At 66.7% G+C, this 15,849-nt stretch carries 14 protein-coding genes; 6 read left to right on the top strand and 8 right to left on the bottom strand.

Features of this window, described 5'->3' with window-relative positions:
• Positions 1-74: 74 nt before the first annotated feature.
• From EOW66_RS12540 to iolD, 5 genes are read right to left on the bottom strand one after another with little or no spacing between them, the layout of a single operon-like run.
• On the bottom strand, positions 75-1,208 hold the full coding sequence (locus EOW66_RS12540; protein ID WP_128156856.1) for a Gfo/Idh/MocA family protein: 1,134 nt from the start codon (positions 1,206-1,208) through the stop codon (positions 75-77).
• 17 nt (positions 1,209-1,225) lie between these two features.
• Entirely contained in the window at positions 1,226-2,287 is a 1,062-nt protein-coding gene (locus EOW66_RS12535) for a sugar phosphate isomerase/epimerase family protein (RefSeq protein WP_128156679.1), read from the bottom strand.
• 1 nt (position 2,288) lies between these two features.
• On the bottom strand, positions 2,289-3,101 hold the full coding sequence (locus tag EOW66_RS12530; RefSeq protein ID WP_128156678.1) for an SDR family oxidoreductase: 813 nt from the start codon (positions 3,099-3,101) through the stop codon (positions 2,289-2,291).
• Positions 3,098-4,012, bottom strand: a complete 915-nt coding sequence (gene iolE / locus EOW66_RS12525; protein WP_128156677.1) for a myo-inosose-2 dehydratase — start codon at positions 4,010-4,012, stop codon at positions 3,098-3,100. Before iolE ends, EOW66_RS12530 begins: the two co-directional genes overlap by 4 nt.
• 1 nt (position 4,013) lies before the next feature.
• Positions 4,014-5,885: a 3D-(3,5/4)-trihydroxycyclohexane-1,2-dione acylhydrolase (decyclizing) gene (gene iolD, locus EOW66_RS12520; protein WP_128156676.1), complete on the bottom strand. Its 1,872-nt coding sequence runs from the start codon at positions 5,883-5,885 to the stop codon at positions 4,014-4,016.
• Positions 5,886-5,990: 105 nt separating this feature from the next.
• On the opposite strand from iolD, the gene iolG reads away from it, so the two are divergent.
• The 6 genes from iolG (at position 5,991) to EOW66_RS12490 (ending at position 12,417) form a co-directional block, all read left to right on the top strand.
• On the top strand, positions 5,991-6,998 hold the full coding sequence (iolG, locus tag EOW66_RS12515; protein WP_128156675.1) for an inositol 2-dehydrogenase: 1,008 nt from the start codon (positions 5,991-5,993) through the stop codon (positions 6,996-6,998).
• Positions 6,999-7,001: 3 nt separating this feature from the next.
• Complete coding sequence (locus EOW66_RS12510) at positions 7,002-8,432, top strand: NAD-dependent succinate-semialdehyde dehydrogenase (protein ID WP_128156674.1); 1,431 nt, start codon at positions 7,002-7,004, stop codon at positions 8,430-8,432.
• Positions 8,433-8,443: 11 nt separating this feature from the next.
• Positions 8,444-9,250 carry an HpcH/HpaI aldolase family protein gene (locus EOW66_RS12505; protein WP_128156673.1) on the top strand — a complete coding sequence of 269 codons (807 nt, stop codon included), beginning with the start codon at positions 8,444-8,446 and terminating at the stop codon, positions 9,248-9,250.
• Positions 9,250-10,218, top strand: a complete 969-nt coding sequence (locus tag EOW66_RS12500) for a hydroxyacid dehydrogenase (RefSeq protein ID WP_239017582.1) — start codon at positions 9,250-9,252, stop codon at positions 10,216-10,218. Before EOW66_RS12505 ends, EOW66_RS12500 begins: the two co-directional genes overlap by 1 nt.
• Positions 10,211-11,335, top strand: coding sequence for a Gfo/Idh/MocA family protein (locus EOW66_RS12495; protein ID WP_128156671.1), 1,125 nt, complete (start codon positions 10,211-10,213; stop codon positions 11,333-11,335). The genes EOW66_RS12500 and EOW66_RS12495 overlap by 8 nt, the downstream gene beginning before the upstream one ends.
• 200 nt (positions 11,336-11,535) lie before the next feature.
• Positions 11,536-12,417, top strand: coding sequence for a MurR/RpiR family transcriptional regulator (locus tag EOW66_RS12490; RefSeq protein ID WP_128156670.1), 882 nt, complete (start codon positions 11,536-11,538; stop codon positions 12,415-12,417).
• A 22-nt stretch (positions 12,418-12,439) separates the two neighbouring features.
• Here the strand turns inward: EOW66_RS12490 and EOW66_RS12485 are convergent, their stop codons facing one another.
• The 3 genes from EOW66_RS12485 to EOW66_RS12475 all read right to left on the bottom strand — a co-directional run bounded on the left by EOW66_RS12485 (position 12,440) and on the right by EOW66_RS12475 (position 15,840).
• Positions 12,440-13,204, bottom strand: a complete 765-nt coding sequence (locus EOW66_RS12485; protein ID WP_128156669.1) for a sulfite exporter TauE/SafE family protein — start codon at positions 13,202-13,204, stop codon at positions 12,440-12,442.
• Between the two features lie 66 nt (positions 13,205-13,270).
• Complete coding sequence (locus EOW66_RS12480; protein ID WP_128156668.1) at positions 13,271-14,284, bottom strand: ABC transporter permease; 1,014 nt, start codon at positions 14,282-14,284, stop codon at positions 13,271-13,273.
• A gap of 20 nt (positions 14,285-14,304) precedes the next feature.
• Positions 14,305-15,840 (bottom strand): sugar ABC transporter ATP-binding protein, encoded by a 1,536-nt coding sequence (locus EOW66_RS12475; RefSeq protein WP_128156667.1) that lies wholly within the window; start codon positions 15,838-15,840, stop codon positions 14,305-14,307.
• Between the last annotated feature and the right edge of the window lie 9 nt (positions 15,841-15,849).

Genomic DNA, 15,849 nt, shown 5'->3' with positions numbered 1-15,849 from the left:
TCAAACCCGCGGCCCCGCTCCGCCGCCTTCAGCCCGGCCCCCAAGATGAAGGCCATGCCCTGCGCGATGTCGTTTCAGACCGCCACGGGCGTGATCCAGGGCTGATCCGCGGCCTCGGCGCTGTCGACCACCGCCTCGACGAAAGCGACGCCCTTCAGCCCGTCATGGGCAAGCGGCAGGTTCTGCCCGATCGGCCCCGGCACGCGATTTTCGCGCCGTGCCCGGATCGCCTCGGCAAAGCCTGCGTAGAGATTCGCGAAGGCCTCGAGATAGCCCTCGGGGTGGCCAGGCGGGGTGCGGGTGCGGGCCTTCGCGTCGACCGACATCTCGTCCGCGCCGCGCTTGAGCGTCTGCACCCGGCCGTCGAGCGGGGTGAAGATCAGTTCGTTGGGCTGTTCCTGAAACCATTGCAGCGAACCGGTCTCGCCGAAGACCCGCAGCCGCACGCCGTTCGAGTTGCCGATCGCCACCTGCGACGACCACAACAGCCCCCGCGCCCCGCCCTGATAGCGCAGCATCACATGGGCGTTGTCATCCAGCGCCCGGCCGTTGACGAAGGTCGCCAGATCGGCGGTGAGACTGTCGAGCTTCAGCCCGGTGACGAACCCCGCCAGGTGATAGGCATGGGTGCCGATATCGCCGATCGAGCCGCCGCGGCCGTTCTTCTTCGGATCGGTGCGCCAGGCGGCCTGGGCATTGCCCGCCCGCTCGATCGGGGCGGCCATCCATTCGAGCGGATATTCCACCTGCACCGTGCGCACCGCGCCAATCTCGCCACGCGCGATGCGCACCCGCGCCTCGTGCACCATCGGATAGCCGCAATAGGTGTAGGTGACGCCGACGAAGCGGCCGCTCTCACGCGCCAGCCGCTCAAGCGCCACCGCATCCGCAAGCGTCGCGGTCAGCGGCTTTTCGCAGATCACGTCAAAGCCCGCCTCGATCAGGGCCTTCGCAATCGGGTAATGGGTGAAGTTCGGCGTGCAGATCGCCACCGCATCGACGCGGTCCGCGCGCCCGCTCTCGCCCGCGATCAGCTCCTGACAGGTGCCATAGCTGCGCGCCGGATCGAGCCCCTGCCCGATGGCAAAGGCCCGCCCGCGGTCGGGATCGACGTCGAAGGCCCCCGCCACCAGCTGCCAGTGCCCATCCAGCCGCGAGGCCAGCCGATGGATGTTGCCGATATAGGCGCCCTCGCCGCCCCCCACCATGCCAAGACGCAATTGGGTCATGTTTCCTCCAGCCCGAGCATCGCCCGGTTCGTGGCGCGGTTGGCGCCGGATTTCACGAAATCGTCGAAAGCGCGGTCCGACACCCGGATGATGTGGTCCGCGATGAACTGTGCCCCTTCGCGGGCGCCGTCCTCGGGGTTCTTGATGAAGCACTCCCATTCGAGCACTGCCCAGCCGTCAAAGCCATAGGTCGACAGCTTGGTGAAGATCGCACCGAAATCGACCTGCCCGTCGCCCGGGCTGCGGAACCGGCCCGCGCGTTTCGACCAGGGCTGATAGCCACCATAGGCGCCCGACTTGCCATCGGGACGAAACTCGGCGTCCTTCACGTGGAAGGTCCGGATGCGGTCGTGGTAATGGTCGATGAAGGCGAGGTAGTCGAGCGCCTGCAGCACGAAATGCGACGGGTCATACATCAGGTTCGCGCGCGGATGGCCCTTCACCTTTTCGAGGAAATATTCCCAGGAATGGCCGTCATGCAGATCCTCGCAAGGATGGATCTCGTAACAGACATCGACGCCATGCGCGTCGAAATCATCGAGGATCGGCGTCCAGCGCTTCGCCAGCTCGTCGAAGCCCTCCTCGATCAGCCCCTCCGGCCATTGCGGATAGGGATAGAGATAGGGCCAGAGCAGCGCGCCCGAGAAGGTCACATGCCGGTCGATGCCCAGACGGTGGGACGCCCGTGCGGCCAGACGCAGCTGGTCCTCGGCCCAAGCGCGCCGCGCCGCGGGATTGCCGCGCACCGCCTGCGGCGCAAAGCTGTCCATGATCGCATCCTGCGCCGGATGCACCGCCACCAGCTGCCCGGTGATATGCGAGGCGAATTCGGTGATCTGCAACCCGTGATCGGCCAGCAGCCCGGTCAGCTCGTCGCAATAGGTCTCGCTTTCCGCAGCCAGTTTCATGTCGATCAGACGCGTGTCCCAGGTCGGGATCTGCACGCCCTTGAAACCCTTGTCTGCCGCCCATTTCGCAAGCCCCGGCAGCGAGTCATAGGGGGCCTCACCGGCCGCGAACTGGGCCAGGAACACCCCGGGCCCCTTGATCGTGCGCATCTCAGGCCTCCAGCTTTGCGGCCGGCACCGGCGCGTCGTCATAACCGCCATGGACCGACTGGTCGAAGGGGATCACCGCACCGGTCATCATCCCGCCATCCTCCGAGGCCATCCACAACACTGCCTTCGCCACCTCCTTCGGCTCGAGAATCCGACCGAAGGGTTTTTGCGCCGCCATGCGGTCGATGAAGGTCGGATCGCCGGTCTCCGACAGCACCAGCTTGCGTTCGTGGTCCGAGTTCATCCAGCCGATGTCGAGCTGGTTGACGTGGATACGGTGGCGCATCAGCGCAAAGCCCGCATGCCGCGTCACCGTCGCCAGCGCCCCCTTGGAGGCCGAATAGGGCGCCAGGAACGGCTGCCCGGTCAGGCCGGACATCGAGCCGATGTTGACGATCCGGCCCTCGATCCCCTCGCGGATCATCACCTTGGCCGCATCCTGGATCAGGAAGAAGGGCGCACGGGTGTTGACCGCGAACATCCGGTCAAAGAGCTCGGGCGTGGTGTTGAGCATGTTGCCGCGGTCGGTCAGCCCGGCCGCGTTCACCACGATGTCGACGCGGCCGAAGCGCTTGTCGGCGGCGGGGATGATCGCGCGCACATCATCGATCTTGCCCAGATCCGCCGCCACCATCTCGACCGGCACGCCGGTCTTCTCGGTGATCTCGCGCGCCACGGCCTTGCCCTTGTCGACACCGCGGCCAACGATCACCAGACCCGCCGCCCCGGCCGCCGCGAAAAGCCGCGCGATTGCCGCGCCCAGCCCCTGCGTCGCGCCGGTGATGACGGCGATCTTTCCATCGATACGGTTCATTGCACCTTCCCCCCGGCCGCTCCCACGACCTCGTAGCCTGCGGCCGCCATGACCCGCAGAAGTTCGCCGTGCCCCTTCTTCGCCATCTCGAGCGGCGGGTTCGCGACCGGGTCCTGTTCCGCCTCGACGACGAACCAGCCCTCGTAGCCCTTCGCGGCGATGGCCTTCACGATCGCGCCGAAATCGAGGCTGCCGTCGCCGGGCACGGTGAAGGCGCCCTTGAGCACCGCATCGAGGAAGCTTTCGCTCTTGCGGTCGAGCCCATCGACCACCGCGCGGCGGATGTCCTTGGTGTGAACATGGGTAATCCGGGCGTGGTGATTTTCGATCACCCGCATCACGTCTCCGCCCGCAAAGGCCATGTGCCCCGCGTCGAACAGCAGCGGCACCGAGGACTGCGCCATGAACAGATCAAGTTCCGCCTCGGTCTCGACCACCGCCGCCATGTGGTGGTGATAGGAGATCGGCATCCCCTGCGCCGCACACCAATCGGCGAAATCGCTCATCTTGCGGCCATAGGCGGCCATCTCCGCCTCGGTCAGCTTCGGCTTGGTGGCAAGCGGCGCGCCGCGCAGGCCCTGGATCGAACGCGCGGTCTCGCCATAGACGATGCAGGGCGCACCCGCGGCGATGAAGAACTCCATCTGCTGCGCGATGCGGTCCTTCTCCACCTCGATGTCGCCATCGAGCAGCAGGCCCGAGAACCAGCCACCACAGACCGAGATCCCGAAGCGGTCGAGCATCGGGCCCAGTTCGGCCATGTCCATCGGGAACCGGCGCCCGGTCTCCATCCCGGTGAAGCCGGCGACCGAGGCCTGCCGCAGGCATTCCTCGAGGCTGACATCATCCGACAGTTCCGCGAGATCGTCGTTCCACCACGCGATCGGGGCAATGCCCAGTTTGGCTTTCATCTCAGACACCCAGACGCTGTTCTTCGCGGATCTTGTCCTGCGCCTTGCGCGCGGCCCGCACGGTTTCGAAACTCGAGATCTCCGGCACGCCGACATCCCAGTCCGCATCGCCCGGCACCCATTTCCAGGCATCGGAGACAATGCTGATCACCGTGATCCCGTCATGGGCGAGCGCCTCTTTCATCGCCGCTTCCAGATCGGCGAGGCCCTCGGCCTTCACCGCCCGTGCCCCCATCGCCTCGGCATGCTTGACGAAATCGACATGCCGCGGGTTCTCGCGGTTCTGCACCCGGCAATCGGTCAGCAGGTTGTTGAAGCCGGGCACGCCCTTGGCCTGCTGCAGCCGGTTGATGACAGCGAAACCACCGTTGTCGCAGACCACGACCACCATCTTGTGCCCGGTCAGCGCCGCCGAATAGATGTCGGAATTCGCCATCATGTAGGTGCCGTCGCCCAGCATCACGATCGGCGTGCCCGAGGTGCCGCCCGGCCCCTCTTGCGCCATCGCGCAGCCCCAGCCGGCGGGGATCTCGTAGCCCATGCAGGAGAAGCCGAATTCGCAGTCGAAGGTGTCGGGGGTCTGCACCTTCCAGCCCTTGACCACCTCGCCCGGGGTGCCGCCCGCCGCCGCGATCAGCGTGTCGTGCGGCCCGGCGACCTTGTTCAGCACCCCCACCACCTGCGCATAGGAGGGCACGGGGTCATTCGTCGGCGCCTGCAGCTCGTCGATGAGCGTGTTCCATGCGGCGAACAGGGTCTTTGCCCGCGTCATCAGGCCGGGTTCCGCCACCCAGCCCGCAAGCGCCGCATCGAGATCGGCGATCGTCTCGCGCGCATCGCCCACGACCGAGAGCGCGCGGTGCTTCACCGCATCGAAGCGCGCCGCGTTGACCGAGATGAACTGCGCATCCGGCGCGAAGGCGGTCCAGGAGCCGGTGGTGAAATCCTGCAACCGGGTGCCGATCGCCAGAACGACGTCGGCCTCCTTCGCCAGCGCATTGGCCGAGGTCGAGCCGACGATGCCGATCGGCCCGGCATGGACCGGGTGGTCATGGCTCAGCGTGCCCTTGCCGGCAATGGTCTCGACCACCGGGATGCCGCGTTTCGCGGCGAAATCGGCCAGCTCGGCATTCGCCAGCGAATAGCGCACGCCGCCGCCCGAGATGATCAGCGGCGTCTTCGCGCCCTGCAACAGCCTGGCCGCCGCCGCGATCGTGTCGCGGTCCGCCCGCGGCCGCGGGATCTTCCACAGCTTCGGCGCGAAGAACACTTCGGGATAGTCATAGGCCTGTTCCTGCGTGTCCTGCGCAAGGCCGATGAAGGCCGGACCGCAATCGGCCGGGTCGAGCATCGTCGCCACCGCCTGCGGCAGTGATTGCAGAAGCTGCTCGGGCAGCACGATCCGGTCCCAGTAGCGCACCACCGACTTGAACGCATCGTTCGCGGTGATCGTCGGGTCGCCGAAATGCTCGACCTGCTGCAGCACCGGGTCGGGCAGACGGTTCGCGAAGGTGTCCCCCGCGATCAGCAGCACCGGCAGGCGATTCGCCATCGCCACGCCCGCGGCCGTCACCATGTTGAGCGCGCCAGGCCCGATCGAGGTCGCGGCGACCATGATCTGGCGGCGCTTTTTCGCCTTGGCGAAGCCGATCGCGGCCAGCGCCATCGTCTGTTCATTCTGGCCGCGCCAAGTCGGCAGCAGGTCCTGCACCGGCTCGAGTGCTTCGGACAGGCAGGTCACGTTGCCATGGCCGAAAATGCCGAACACACCAGCGAACAGCGGCACGCGCTCGCCCTCGATCTCGGTGAACTGGTTGCAAAGGTAACGGACGAGGGCCTGAGCCATCGTCAGGCGCACGGTCTTGCGGGTCATCTCGCCTCCTCCTGCGGATGTCTGTCTCGCGACATTACGGAATGCATATTGACACTGCAACTATATTGCAATGATTATTGCGAAAGATCTCGGGAGGAGACCTCGATGCTGAAAATTGCTGTGCTTGGCGTTGGCCGGATCGGTCGAATGCACGCCGAAAACATTGCCGCACATCCCTGCGCGACGCTTGCCGGCGTGTTTGACACTCACCCCCAAGCGGCGGTGGAAGTGTCTGAAAAACTTGGTGTTACCCGGTTCGAATCGGCCGAGGCGGTGTTCGCCTCAGGCGCGGTCGACGCGGTGCTGATCGCGACCTCGACAGCGACCCATGCCGATTTTCTGGAACAGGCCGTCGCCGCCGGAAAACCCGCGCTGTGCGAGAAGCCGATCGACCTTTCGCTGGCGCGCGTCAACGCTTGTGCAACAAAAATTGCAGGTTCTTCGGTGCCGATCATGCTTGGCTTCGTGCGCCGCTTCGACGACGGGCACGCTGCCGTGCGCGCCGCAATCGAGGCGGGCCGGATCGGCACGCTCGAACAGGTCGTCATCACCTCGCGCGATCCGGGCCTGGCGCCCGCCGCCTATATCGAGGTCTCGGGCGGGATCTTCCGCGACATGACGATCCACGATTTCGACATGGCCCGCTTCCTCCTTGGCGAGGAGGTGACCGAAGTCAGCGCCACCGGCGCGCGGCTCGTCGACCCCGAGCTGATGACGCGCTGCGGTGATTTCGACACGGTGACCGCAGTCTTGACGACGGCCTCGGGCAAGCAGGCGGTCATCACCAATTCGCGCCGCGCGGTCTATGGCTATGACCAGCGCGTCGAGGCCTTCGGCTCGGCCGGCATGGCGATTTCGGAAAACCGCCCGCGCAATCACATGCGGCTCTCGGGCGCCACCTTCACCGACGAGGCCGCGCCGCTGATGAATTTCTTCATCGACCGCTACGCCACCGCCTTCGCGGCCGAGATCGGCGCCTTCGTCGATGCGGTCGAGGCCGGCACCCCCCCACCCGTGGGCTTCGAGGACGGCCGTCAGGCGCTGATCCTGGCCGAGGCGGCGATCCGCTCCGTCGCAGAGGGGCGCACCATCAAGATCAGCGAAATCGGGTAAGACATGTATTCGCAATTCGGATTGTTCATCGACGGTCACTGGACACCCGGCACCGTAACGGGAGAGGTCATCTCTCCGGTCACCGAAAAACCGCTCGGCCAGGTGCCGGTGGCAACAGCAGAGGAGACCCGCGCCGCGATCGGGGCCGCGGCCCGCGCGCTGCCGAAACTGCGCGGGATGGGCGGCTTTGCCCGCGCCGAGGCGCTGCATCGTGCGGCGGATGAGATGATCCGCCGCAGCGACGAGGCGGCGCGGATGATCGCGGCCGAGACCGGCAAACCGATCGCGCAGGCCGGGCGCGAATGGGGCCTGGCCTGCGACCAGTTCCGCTGGTTCGCCGAAGAGGCGCGGCGGATCTATGGCCGGATCATCGAAAGCCGGGTGCCGGGCGGCCGTTTCGAGGTGAGCCGCGAGCCGGTGGGCATCGTCGGCGCCTTCACCGCCTGGAACTTCCCCGCCGCGCTGCCTGCGCGCAAACTGGCACCGGCGCTGGCCGCCGGCTGCCCGGTGGTGCTGCGGCCCTCGTCGCAGACGCCCGGCGTGGCGATGGTGATGGTCGACTGCCTGCGCGCAAGCGGACTGCCGGCGGGAGCGGTGAACCTTGTCGTCGGCGCGACCGCCGACACCTATGCCCCGATCATGGCCGACAGCCGGGTGCGCAAGGTCAGCCTGACCGGCTCGACCCGCGTCGGCCAGCAGATGATCCGCGACGCCGCCCAGACGGTGAAGAAGGTGTCGATGGAGCTTGGCGGCAACGCGCCGCTGATCGTCTATGACGACGCCGATCTGGACAGTGCGCTGGATCTGACGGTGGCGACGAAATTCGCCAATTGCGGGCAGGTCTGCGTCACCCCCGACCGGATCTTCGTGCATGAAAGCCTGCATGACGCCTTCGTCGCGGGCTTCGTCGCGCGCACCGCGGCGATCCGGCTGGGCGACGGGCTCGACCCGGAAACCGGGATGGGGCCACTGATCAACGCCGGACGTCTGGCCGAGATCGAGGCAATCGTGCGCGACGCGCTGCGCTCGGGCGCCACGCTCGCCCATGGCGGTCAGCGCCCGGCGCATCTCAACAGCGGCTATTTCTTCGAGCCGACCGTGCTCACCGATGTCACCGACGAGATGAAGGTCTTCGCCGAGGAGAACTTCGGCCCGATTGCGGCGATCACCCGCTTTGCCACCGAAGACGAGGTGCTCGCCCGCGCCAATGCCTCGGACATGGGGCTCTCGGCCTATGCCTTCACCCGCTCGCCCGAGCGCGCGCGGCGCACGGTGGCGGCGCTCAAGGCCGGGATGGTCGGCATCAACAGCTTCGCGCTTGCGGCCTCCGAGGCGCCTTTCGGCGGCACCAACCATTCCGGCATGGGCCGCGAGGGCGGGACCGAGGGGATCGAGGATTACCTCGACACCAAGCTTGCGCAGATCGTGTTCTGAGGGAGGAGAGCATGTTCAAAAACCGACTGAAGGCCCAATGGGCCGAGGGACGTCCGGCGATCAACGGCTGGCTCTCGATCGGCAATCCGTTCACCGCCGAGATCATGGCCGCGCAGGGCTATGACAGCGTGACGATCGACGCCCAGCACGGCGCGCTCGACTATGGTGCGGTGCTGCCGATGCTGCAGGCGATGCGGGCCTCGGGGGTGACGCCGATGGTGCGCGTGCCCTGGCGCGAGCCGGGCGCGATCATGAAGGCGCTCGACGCCGGCGCGCAGGGGATCATCTGCCCGATGGTGAACTCGGCCGAAGAGGCGGCGGAATTCGTCAGCTACCTGCGCTATCCGCCGCTTGGCAGCCGCAGCTTCGGCCCGACGCGCGCGACCTTCGCCTATGGCGGCTATGGCCTTGCGGCGAATGACGAGGTCCTTGCGCTGGCGATGATCGAGACGCAGCAGGGTGTCGACAATCTCGAGCCGATCGCGGCGACGCCGGGGATTGATGGCATCTACATCGGCCCGGCAGACCTGACGCTCGGCACCCAGAACGGCACCCTGCCCCCGGGCTTTGACCGCGAGGAAGAGGTGATGGTGGCGCTGATCAAGCGCATCCTTGCCGCCTGCAAGGCGAACGGCATCCGCGCCTGCATCCATTGCGGCACGCCCGAATATGCCGCGAAGGCGATCGGCTGGGGGTTCGACCTGACCACGGTCGGCGGCGACTCGCGCTTTCTGGCGGCAGCCGCGGGCGCCTCGGTGGCACGCTGGCGCGAGCTGACCGCCGCGCCGCCCGCAACCGCCACGAAAGGAGCCTATTGATGCATCTCCTCGTCGCCGGAAAACTGCACCCCTCGGGCGAGGCGCTGCTGCGCAGCCTGCCCGCGCGCGGGGTGAGTGTCGATTACGTCGAGGAGGTGTCGGAACCCTCCTACGCGCCACTGATCGCCAAGGCCGATGCGCTGGTGATCCGCACGCAGCCGCTGTCGGCCGCAACGATCGCCAAGGCGACGCGGCTCAAGGTCGTTTCACGCCATGGCGTGGGCTATGACTCGGTCGACCTTGCGGCGCTGAACGACCGGGGCATCGCGCTGACCATCGTCGGTGACGTGAACTCGGTCTCGGTCGCTGAGCACGCGATGATGCAGCTTCTGGCCGGAGCGAAGCGCGCGCGGCAGGCCGATCTTGCGGTGCGCGAGCCGGGTGGCTGGGGCTGGCGCAACAAGCTCGAGCAACAGGAAATCTCGGGCAAGAACCTGTTGATCCTCGGCTATGGCCGGATCGGGCGGCACCTTGCCCGAATGGCGGCGGGCTTTGGCATGCAGGTGCGCGCCTTCGATCCCTATCTGCAGCGCACGGGCTGGCCCGAGGGCAGCGTCGAGCCGGAGACCGACCTGCACACCGGGCTGCGCTGGGCCGACTGCCTGTCGGTCCATGTGCCGCGCGGCGAGAAGCCGATCATCGGCGAGGCCGAATTCGCGGTGATGAAGGGCGGGATGATCCTGTCCAACACCGCGCGCGGCGGGGTGATTTGCGAAAAGGCGCTGGTCGGCGCGCTGATCTCGGGCAAGGTCGCGGCGGCCGGCATCGACGTCTTCGACACCGAGCCGCCGCCGGCCGACACCCCGCTTCTGGCGCAGCCGAACGCGCTGCTGTCGCCCCATATCGCCGGGCTCACCGCCGAATGCGGCGAGCGGATGGCCCTCGCCTCGATCGAGAACGCGCTCGACTATCTCGCCGGCACCATCGACCGGCACCTCATCGTCAATCCGGATTTCGCACATGTCTGACAAACCCGTTCTTCGCATCGGCCTGATCGGCACCGGCTTCATGGGCAAGGCCCATGTCTTCGGCTTCGCCACGGCACAGAAGGTCTTTGACCTGCCCTACCGGCTCGAGCTGCACACCGTCGCCGACGTGACCGAGAAGGCCGCCGCCCGCGCCGCCCGCGATCTCGGCTTTGCCCGCCACAGCACCGACTGGCGCGAGCTGGTCGCCACCCCCGAGATCGACGTGATCGACATCACTGCGCCGAACGCGCTGCACAAGGAGATGGCCCTCGCCGCGATCGCCGCGGGCAAGCATGTCTATTGCGAGAAGCCGCTTGCGCCGCGCGCGGCCGAGGCGCGCGAGATGGCCGATGCGGCGGCGGCGAAGGCGGTGAAGACGCAGGTCGGCTTCAACTATCTGTGCAACCCGATGCTGCGGCTGGCGCGCGAGATGATCGCGGCCGGCGAACTGGGCGAGATCCGTGGCTATCGCGGGCTGCATGCCGAGGATTACATGGCCGATGCCGCCGGCCCTTGGACCTTCCGCCACGATCCGGCGGGGGGCGGAGCGCTCGCCGATATCGGCAGCCATGCACTGGCCACCGCCGAATTCCTGCTCGGCCCGATTTCCGAGGTGATGGGCGACTGCATCACGATGATCGGCGAACGGCCCGACGGCAAGGGCGGCAGCCGCGCGGTCACGGTGGATGACGTCGGCCGCGCCTTCCTGCGTTTTGAGAATGGCGCGCAGGGCTCGGTCGAAGGCAACTGGATCGCCACCGGACGCAAGATGCAGCATGACTTCGAGGTCTATGGCACGAAGGGCGCGCTCGCCTTCAGCCAGGAGCGCTTCAACGAGCTGCATTTCTACTCGACCGCCGACGCCCCCGGCCGGCGCGGCTTCCGCCGGATCGAGGCCGCCCCCGATCACCCGCCCTATGGCCGCTTCTGCGTCGCCCCGGGCCACCAGATCGGTTTCAACGACCTGAAGGCGATCGAGGTCGAAGGCTATGTCCGTGCGATCGCGGGCGAAATCCCGGAACCCTTCGGCTTTGCCGCGGGGCTGCGGATCCAGCGTCTCGTCGAGACGATCCAGCGTTCCTCGGCCGAGGGACGGTGGATCCGCATCTCGGCCTGAACCGGCTGCCGCTGCCTCCCCGGCGTCCGCCGGGGCGCAGCCCCGCCCCCCGGGCGCCCAGATCGGTGGCGCCCGACGCCGCGTCATTTTCTCTCACCGCGGTGAAAACAATGGAACCCGGCGCGTTTTCCCGGCACAGCCAGACAATCGCGCTTGGCATTTCGCAACGTATATTGCAGGATCGATCAAGGGAGCAGCAAATGGACGCAGTCAAGCCAGCCACGCCACCCAGGGATTACGAGGAACTGATCCGACTGATCCATGATCGGCACGATCACATGAGCAAGACCTATCAGCGGATCTCCGTCTTTCTCACGCAAAACCCCAACGATGTCGCCGTGCAATCGGTCAACTCCATCGCCGAGCGCTGCGGCATCCATGCCTCGAGCTTCGTGCGTTTCGCACAGGCGCTCGGCTACAAGGGGTTCAAGGAATTGCAGGCGCTGTTCCAGAAGCGTCTGGCCACCGCCGCGCCGGGTTTCGAGGCCCGCATCAAGGCGCTGGAAAGCGAACTGCATACCTCGGGCGACCGCTCCGAGACCGGGTTTCTGAGCGATCTCGTCGTGCGCGACATCGCCTCGCTGCAGGAGTTGCTGCGCGACATCCGGCAGGACGACCTCGCCCGGGCGGCCTCGCTGCTGCATGAGGCCGACACGATCTATCTGATCGGCCAGATGCGCTCGCTGCCGGTGGTGGAGCTGATGCGCTATCAGCTGACGATGATCGGCAAGCGCTGCATCCTGCTCGACAGCGCGGGCGGGATTTCGACCTATATCGCGCGCACGATCACGCCGCGGGATGTGCTGATGGCAGTCTCGTTCCGGTTCTACGCGAAAGAGGTGGTGGATATCACCGAAGAGCTGGGCGCGAAGGGCATCGACATCGTCGCGATCTCGGACAGCACGCTGTCGCCGCTGGCGAAATCGGCGCGGGTGCTGTTCCCGGTGCCGGAACATGACTACACCTTCTCGCGCTCGCTTGCCGCGCCAATGTGCCTGGCGCAGGCGCTGGTCGTGGCGGTGGCCGCGCGGGTCCAGCACAACGACACCGCGCCGCGGATTCCGACCGTCACCGGGGTCTGAGCTCGCCGGCGCCCGGGCGGGGTCAGAGCCCCGCCAGCCCGTCCCAGATCAGCTTGATCGCGACCAGTGCGACCGAGACATAGGTGAGTGGATAGAAGATCGCCGCGCGCATCCGCCGCACCGCCCAGGCCCCGGCCCAGGTCGAGAGCATGGCGATCGGAAACATCGCCGCCGCCCGGCCGAGGTTCTGGGCGTCGAACTCCCCCAGCATCGTATAGGGAATCAGCTTCAGCGCATTGGTGACCGCGAAGAACATCACCGTCGTGCCGGTGAAGATCTTTGGGTCGAGTTGCAGCGGCATCATGTAGATCTGCAGCGGCGGCGCGCCGGCATGGGCGACGAAGCTCGTATAGCCCGCGGCGGTGCCGCAGACATGGGCAAGCAGCGGCCGGTCACCCGGCACGCCCTCGATCCGTGCCCGCGGCGCCAGCACGGCGCGCGCCACGAACAACACCGAGACGACGCCCACGATCAGCCGCACCACCGCATCCGACACCACCTCGGCCGTCAGCCAGCCGATGAAGATGCCCAGCAGCGACCCCGGGAGGATCCGCCGCATGATCCGCCAGTCGACCCATTTGCGCCACTGGATCACGCTCACCACGTCCATCACCACCAGCACCGGCAGCAACACCGCCGCGGCGGTCACCGGCGACATCACCAGCGCCATCAGCGGCACACCGAGCATGCTCATGCCGCCAAGCCCCCCCTTCGACAGGCCAACGAGGATCACCGCCACCAGCGTCACTGCCAGTTCGGTCGGGGAGTTGAAGAGATCGAGATGCATTGCAGGTCCATGAAGATGCCCGGAGCGCACAGCGCTCCGGGCCTGAAAGGAGGAAAGGCTGCGTGATCAGGCCTTCTTGCTGCGCGCCTTCTGCCGGTAGACGTCGGCAACGACGGCGCCCACGATGATCACGCCCTTGACGATTTCCTGATAATAGGCGTCGACCCGCAGGAAGGTGAAGCCCGACATCATCAGCCCCAGGATCACCGTGCCGATCACCGTGCCGAAGATCCGCCCCCGCCCGCCGGTGAGCGAGCTGCCCCCGATCACCGCCGCGGCGATCGCGTCCAGCTCGTAGGACATGCCCATCCCGGCCTGCGCCGTCTCGGCACGCGCAGCGGTGACGATGCCCGCAAGCCCGGACAGCAGCCCGGCGATGGCATAGACCTTGATCAGGTGCCGGTTCACGTTGATCCCCGAGACCCGCGCCGCCTGCGGGTTCGCCCCGATCGCATAGGTGAACTTGCCATAGCGGGTGTAGCGCAGCACGATATGGAACAACACCGCGATGACGAGGAAGATCACCACCGGCCAGGCGCCCGAGCCGATCGCGGCGAAGCTGTCGGTCGGGAAGGAGACGGGCTGGCCCTTGGTGTACCACTTCGCGATGCCGCGCGCGGTCACCATCATGCCGAGCGTGGCGATGAACGGCGGGATCCCGGTCTTGGCGATCAGCGCACCGTTGATGCTGCCCGCGATCAGCCCGAGGCCAAGCCCGACCGCAAGTGGCACCACCACCGGCAGGTCGGTCAGCGCCGGATAGATCGCCCGGGCATAGTCGGAGCTTTGCGCAAAGCTCATCGCGATCATCGCCGTCATCGCCACCACCGAGCCCGAGCTCAGGTCGATGCCGCCGGTAATGATGACCTGCGTCACACCGATCGCGATGATCCCGATCACCGAGACCTGCAGGATCATGATCGTCAGCCGCTGCGGGTTCATCAGGAAGCTCTGCCCCTGCAGAATCCAGCCCAGCACCTCGAACACCAGCGCAACGCCGATCAGCACGACCAAAATATTGGCCTCGGGCGGCAGTCTGCGCCGGGTCACCGGCATCGGCTCGATCTGAACGTTTTCCATTCTCTCCTCCTCCGGCCGCCTCATCGGGCCGCCAGCTCCATGATTTTCACCTGATCGGCCTCGGCGCGGTCGAGGATGCCGGTCATGTGGCCCTCGTGCATGACCATCACCCGATCGGACATGCCCAGCACCTCGGGCAGTTCCGACGAGATCATGATGACCGCGACGCCGTCCTGCGCGAGGCGCGAGATCAGGCGGTGAATTTCGGCCTTGGCGCCGACGTCGATGCCGCGCGTCGGCTCGTCGAGGATCAGTATCCGCGGCCGGGTGAGCAGCCAGCGCGCGATCAGCACCTTCTGCTGGTTGCCGCCCGAGAGATTCTCGATCCGCTCCTCCATGTCCGGGGTCTTGACCCGCAGCCGCTTGCGCATGTCCTCGCACAGCGCGCCGATCTGCGCCTCATCGACGAAACCCGCCCTGGTGTGGCCCTGCATCAGCGCCGCGATCTGCATGTTCTCGAGAATCGACAGCTGCAGGAAGCAGCCGGTGTCCTTGCGGTCCTCGGTGAGCAGCGCCATCCCCTCGCGCATCGCGTCGGCAGGCGAGGCGATCTCCACGGCACGCCCGTCGATGCGGATCGTGCCCGAGGTCGCAGGCGTCACACCGAAGATCGCCTCGGCGACATTGGTCCGCCCCGACCCAACCAGCCCCGCAAGGCCCAGGATCTCGCCCTTCCTCAGCTCGAAGCTGATGTCGTGGAAAACGCCGGCAAGCGACAGGTTCTCGACAGAAAGGATGACGTCGGTGATCTCGGCCTCTTCCTTCGGGAACATCTCGGTGATCTCGCGGCCGACCATCATCCGGATGATATCGTCGCGGGTGACGTCGGCGCTGGCGTGGGTGCCGACATAGCTGCCATCGCGGAACACCGAGAATTCGTCGGCGATCTCGAACAGCTCGTTCATCTTGTGGGTGATGTAGACGATGCCCACCCCCTTCGCCCGCAGGCCGCGGATGATGCGGAACAGGTGCTCGACCTCGGTCTCGGTGATCGCCGAGGTCGGCTCGTCCATGATCAGCACGTCGGACTCGAAGCTCACCGCCTTCGCGATCTCGACCATCTGGCGCTGCGCGACGGTCAGCGTGCTGACCTCGGCGGTCGGATCGATCTCGATGCCCAGCTGCTCGAACAGCGCGCGGGTCTTGCGCGTCATCTCGGCGTGGTCGATCAGACCGATGCGGTTGCGCGGCTCGCGCCGGATCCAGATGTTCTCGGCGACCGTCATCCAGGTCATCAGCGCGAGTTCCTGGTGGATCATCGCGATGCCGCGTTCGAGCGCGTCGAGCGGGCTTTCCAGCGTGACCTCCTCGCCGCGCAGCCGGATCGTGCCGCGGTCGGGCGTGTAGATGCCGGCAATGATCTTCATCAGCGTCGATTTGCCCGCGCCGTTCTCGCCCATCAGCGCGTGGACCGTGCCAGGGCGCAGTCGGAACTGCACATCGTCGAGCGCGACGACCCCGGGGAATTCCTTGCGGATCCCCTCGATCTCGAGAACATAGCCGCCCGCGCGGTCCCTGATCCGGTCAATCGCCTGCGTAACCAATGTCGATACCATGGCTCCCCC

It is taken from the genome of Paenirhodobacter huangdaonensis (assembly GCF_004022465.1).
Lineage (GTDB): Bacteria > Pseudomonadota > Alphaproteobacteria > Rhodobacterales > Rhodobacteraceae > Rhodobacter > Rhodobacter huangdaonensis.
The sequence above is the reverse complement of the archived record's forward strand: the minus strand, read 5'-3'. Positions and strand labels throughout refer to the sequence as shown.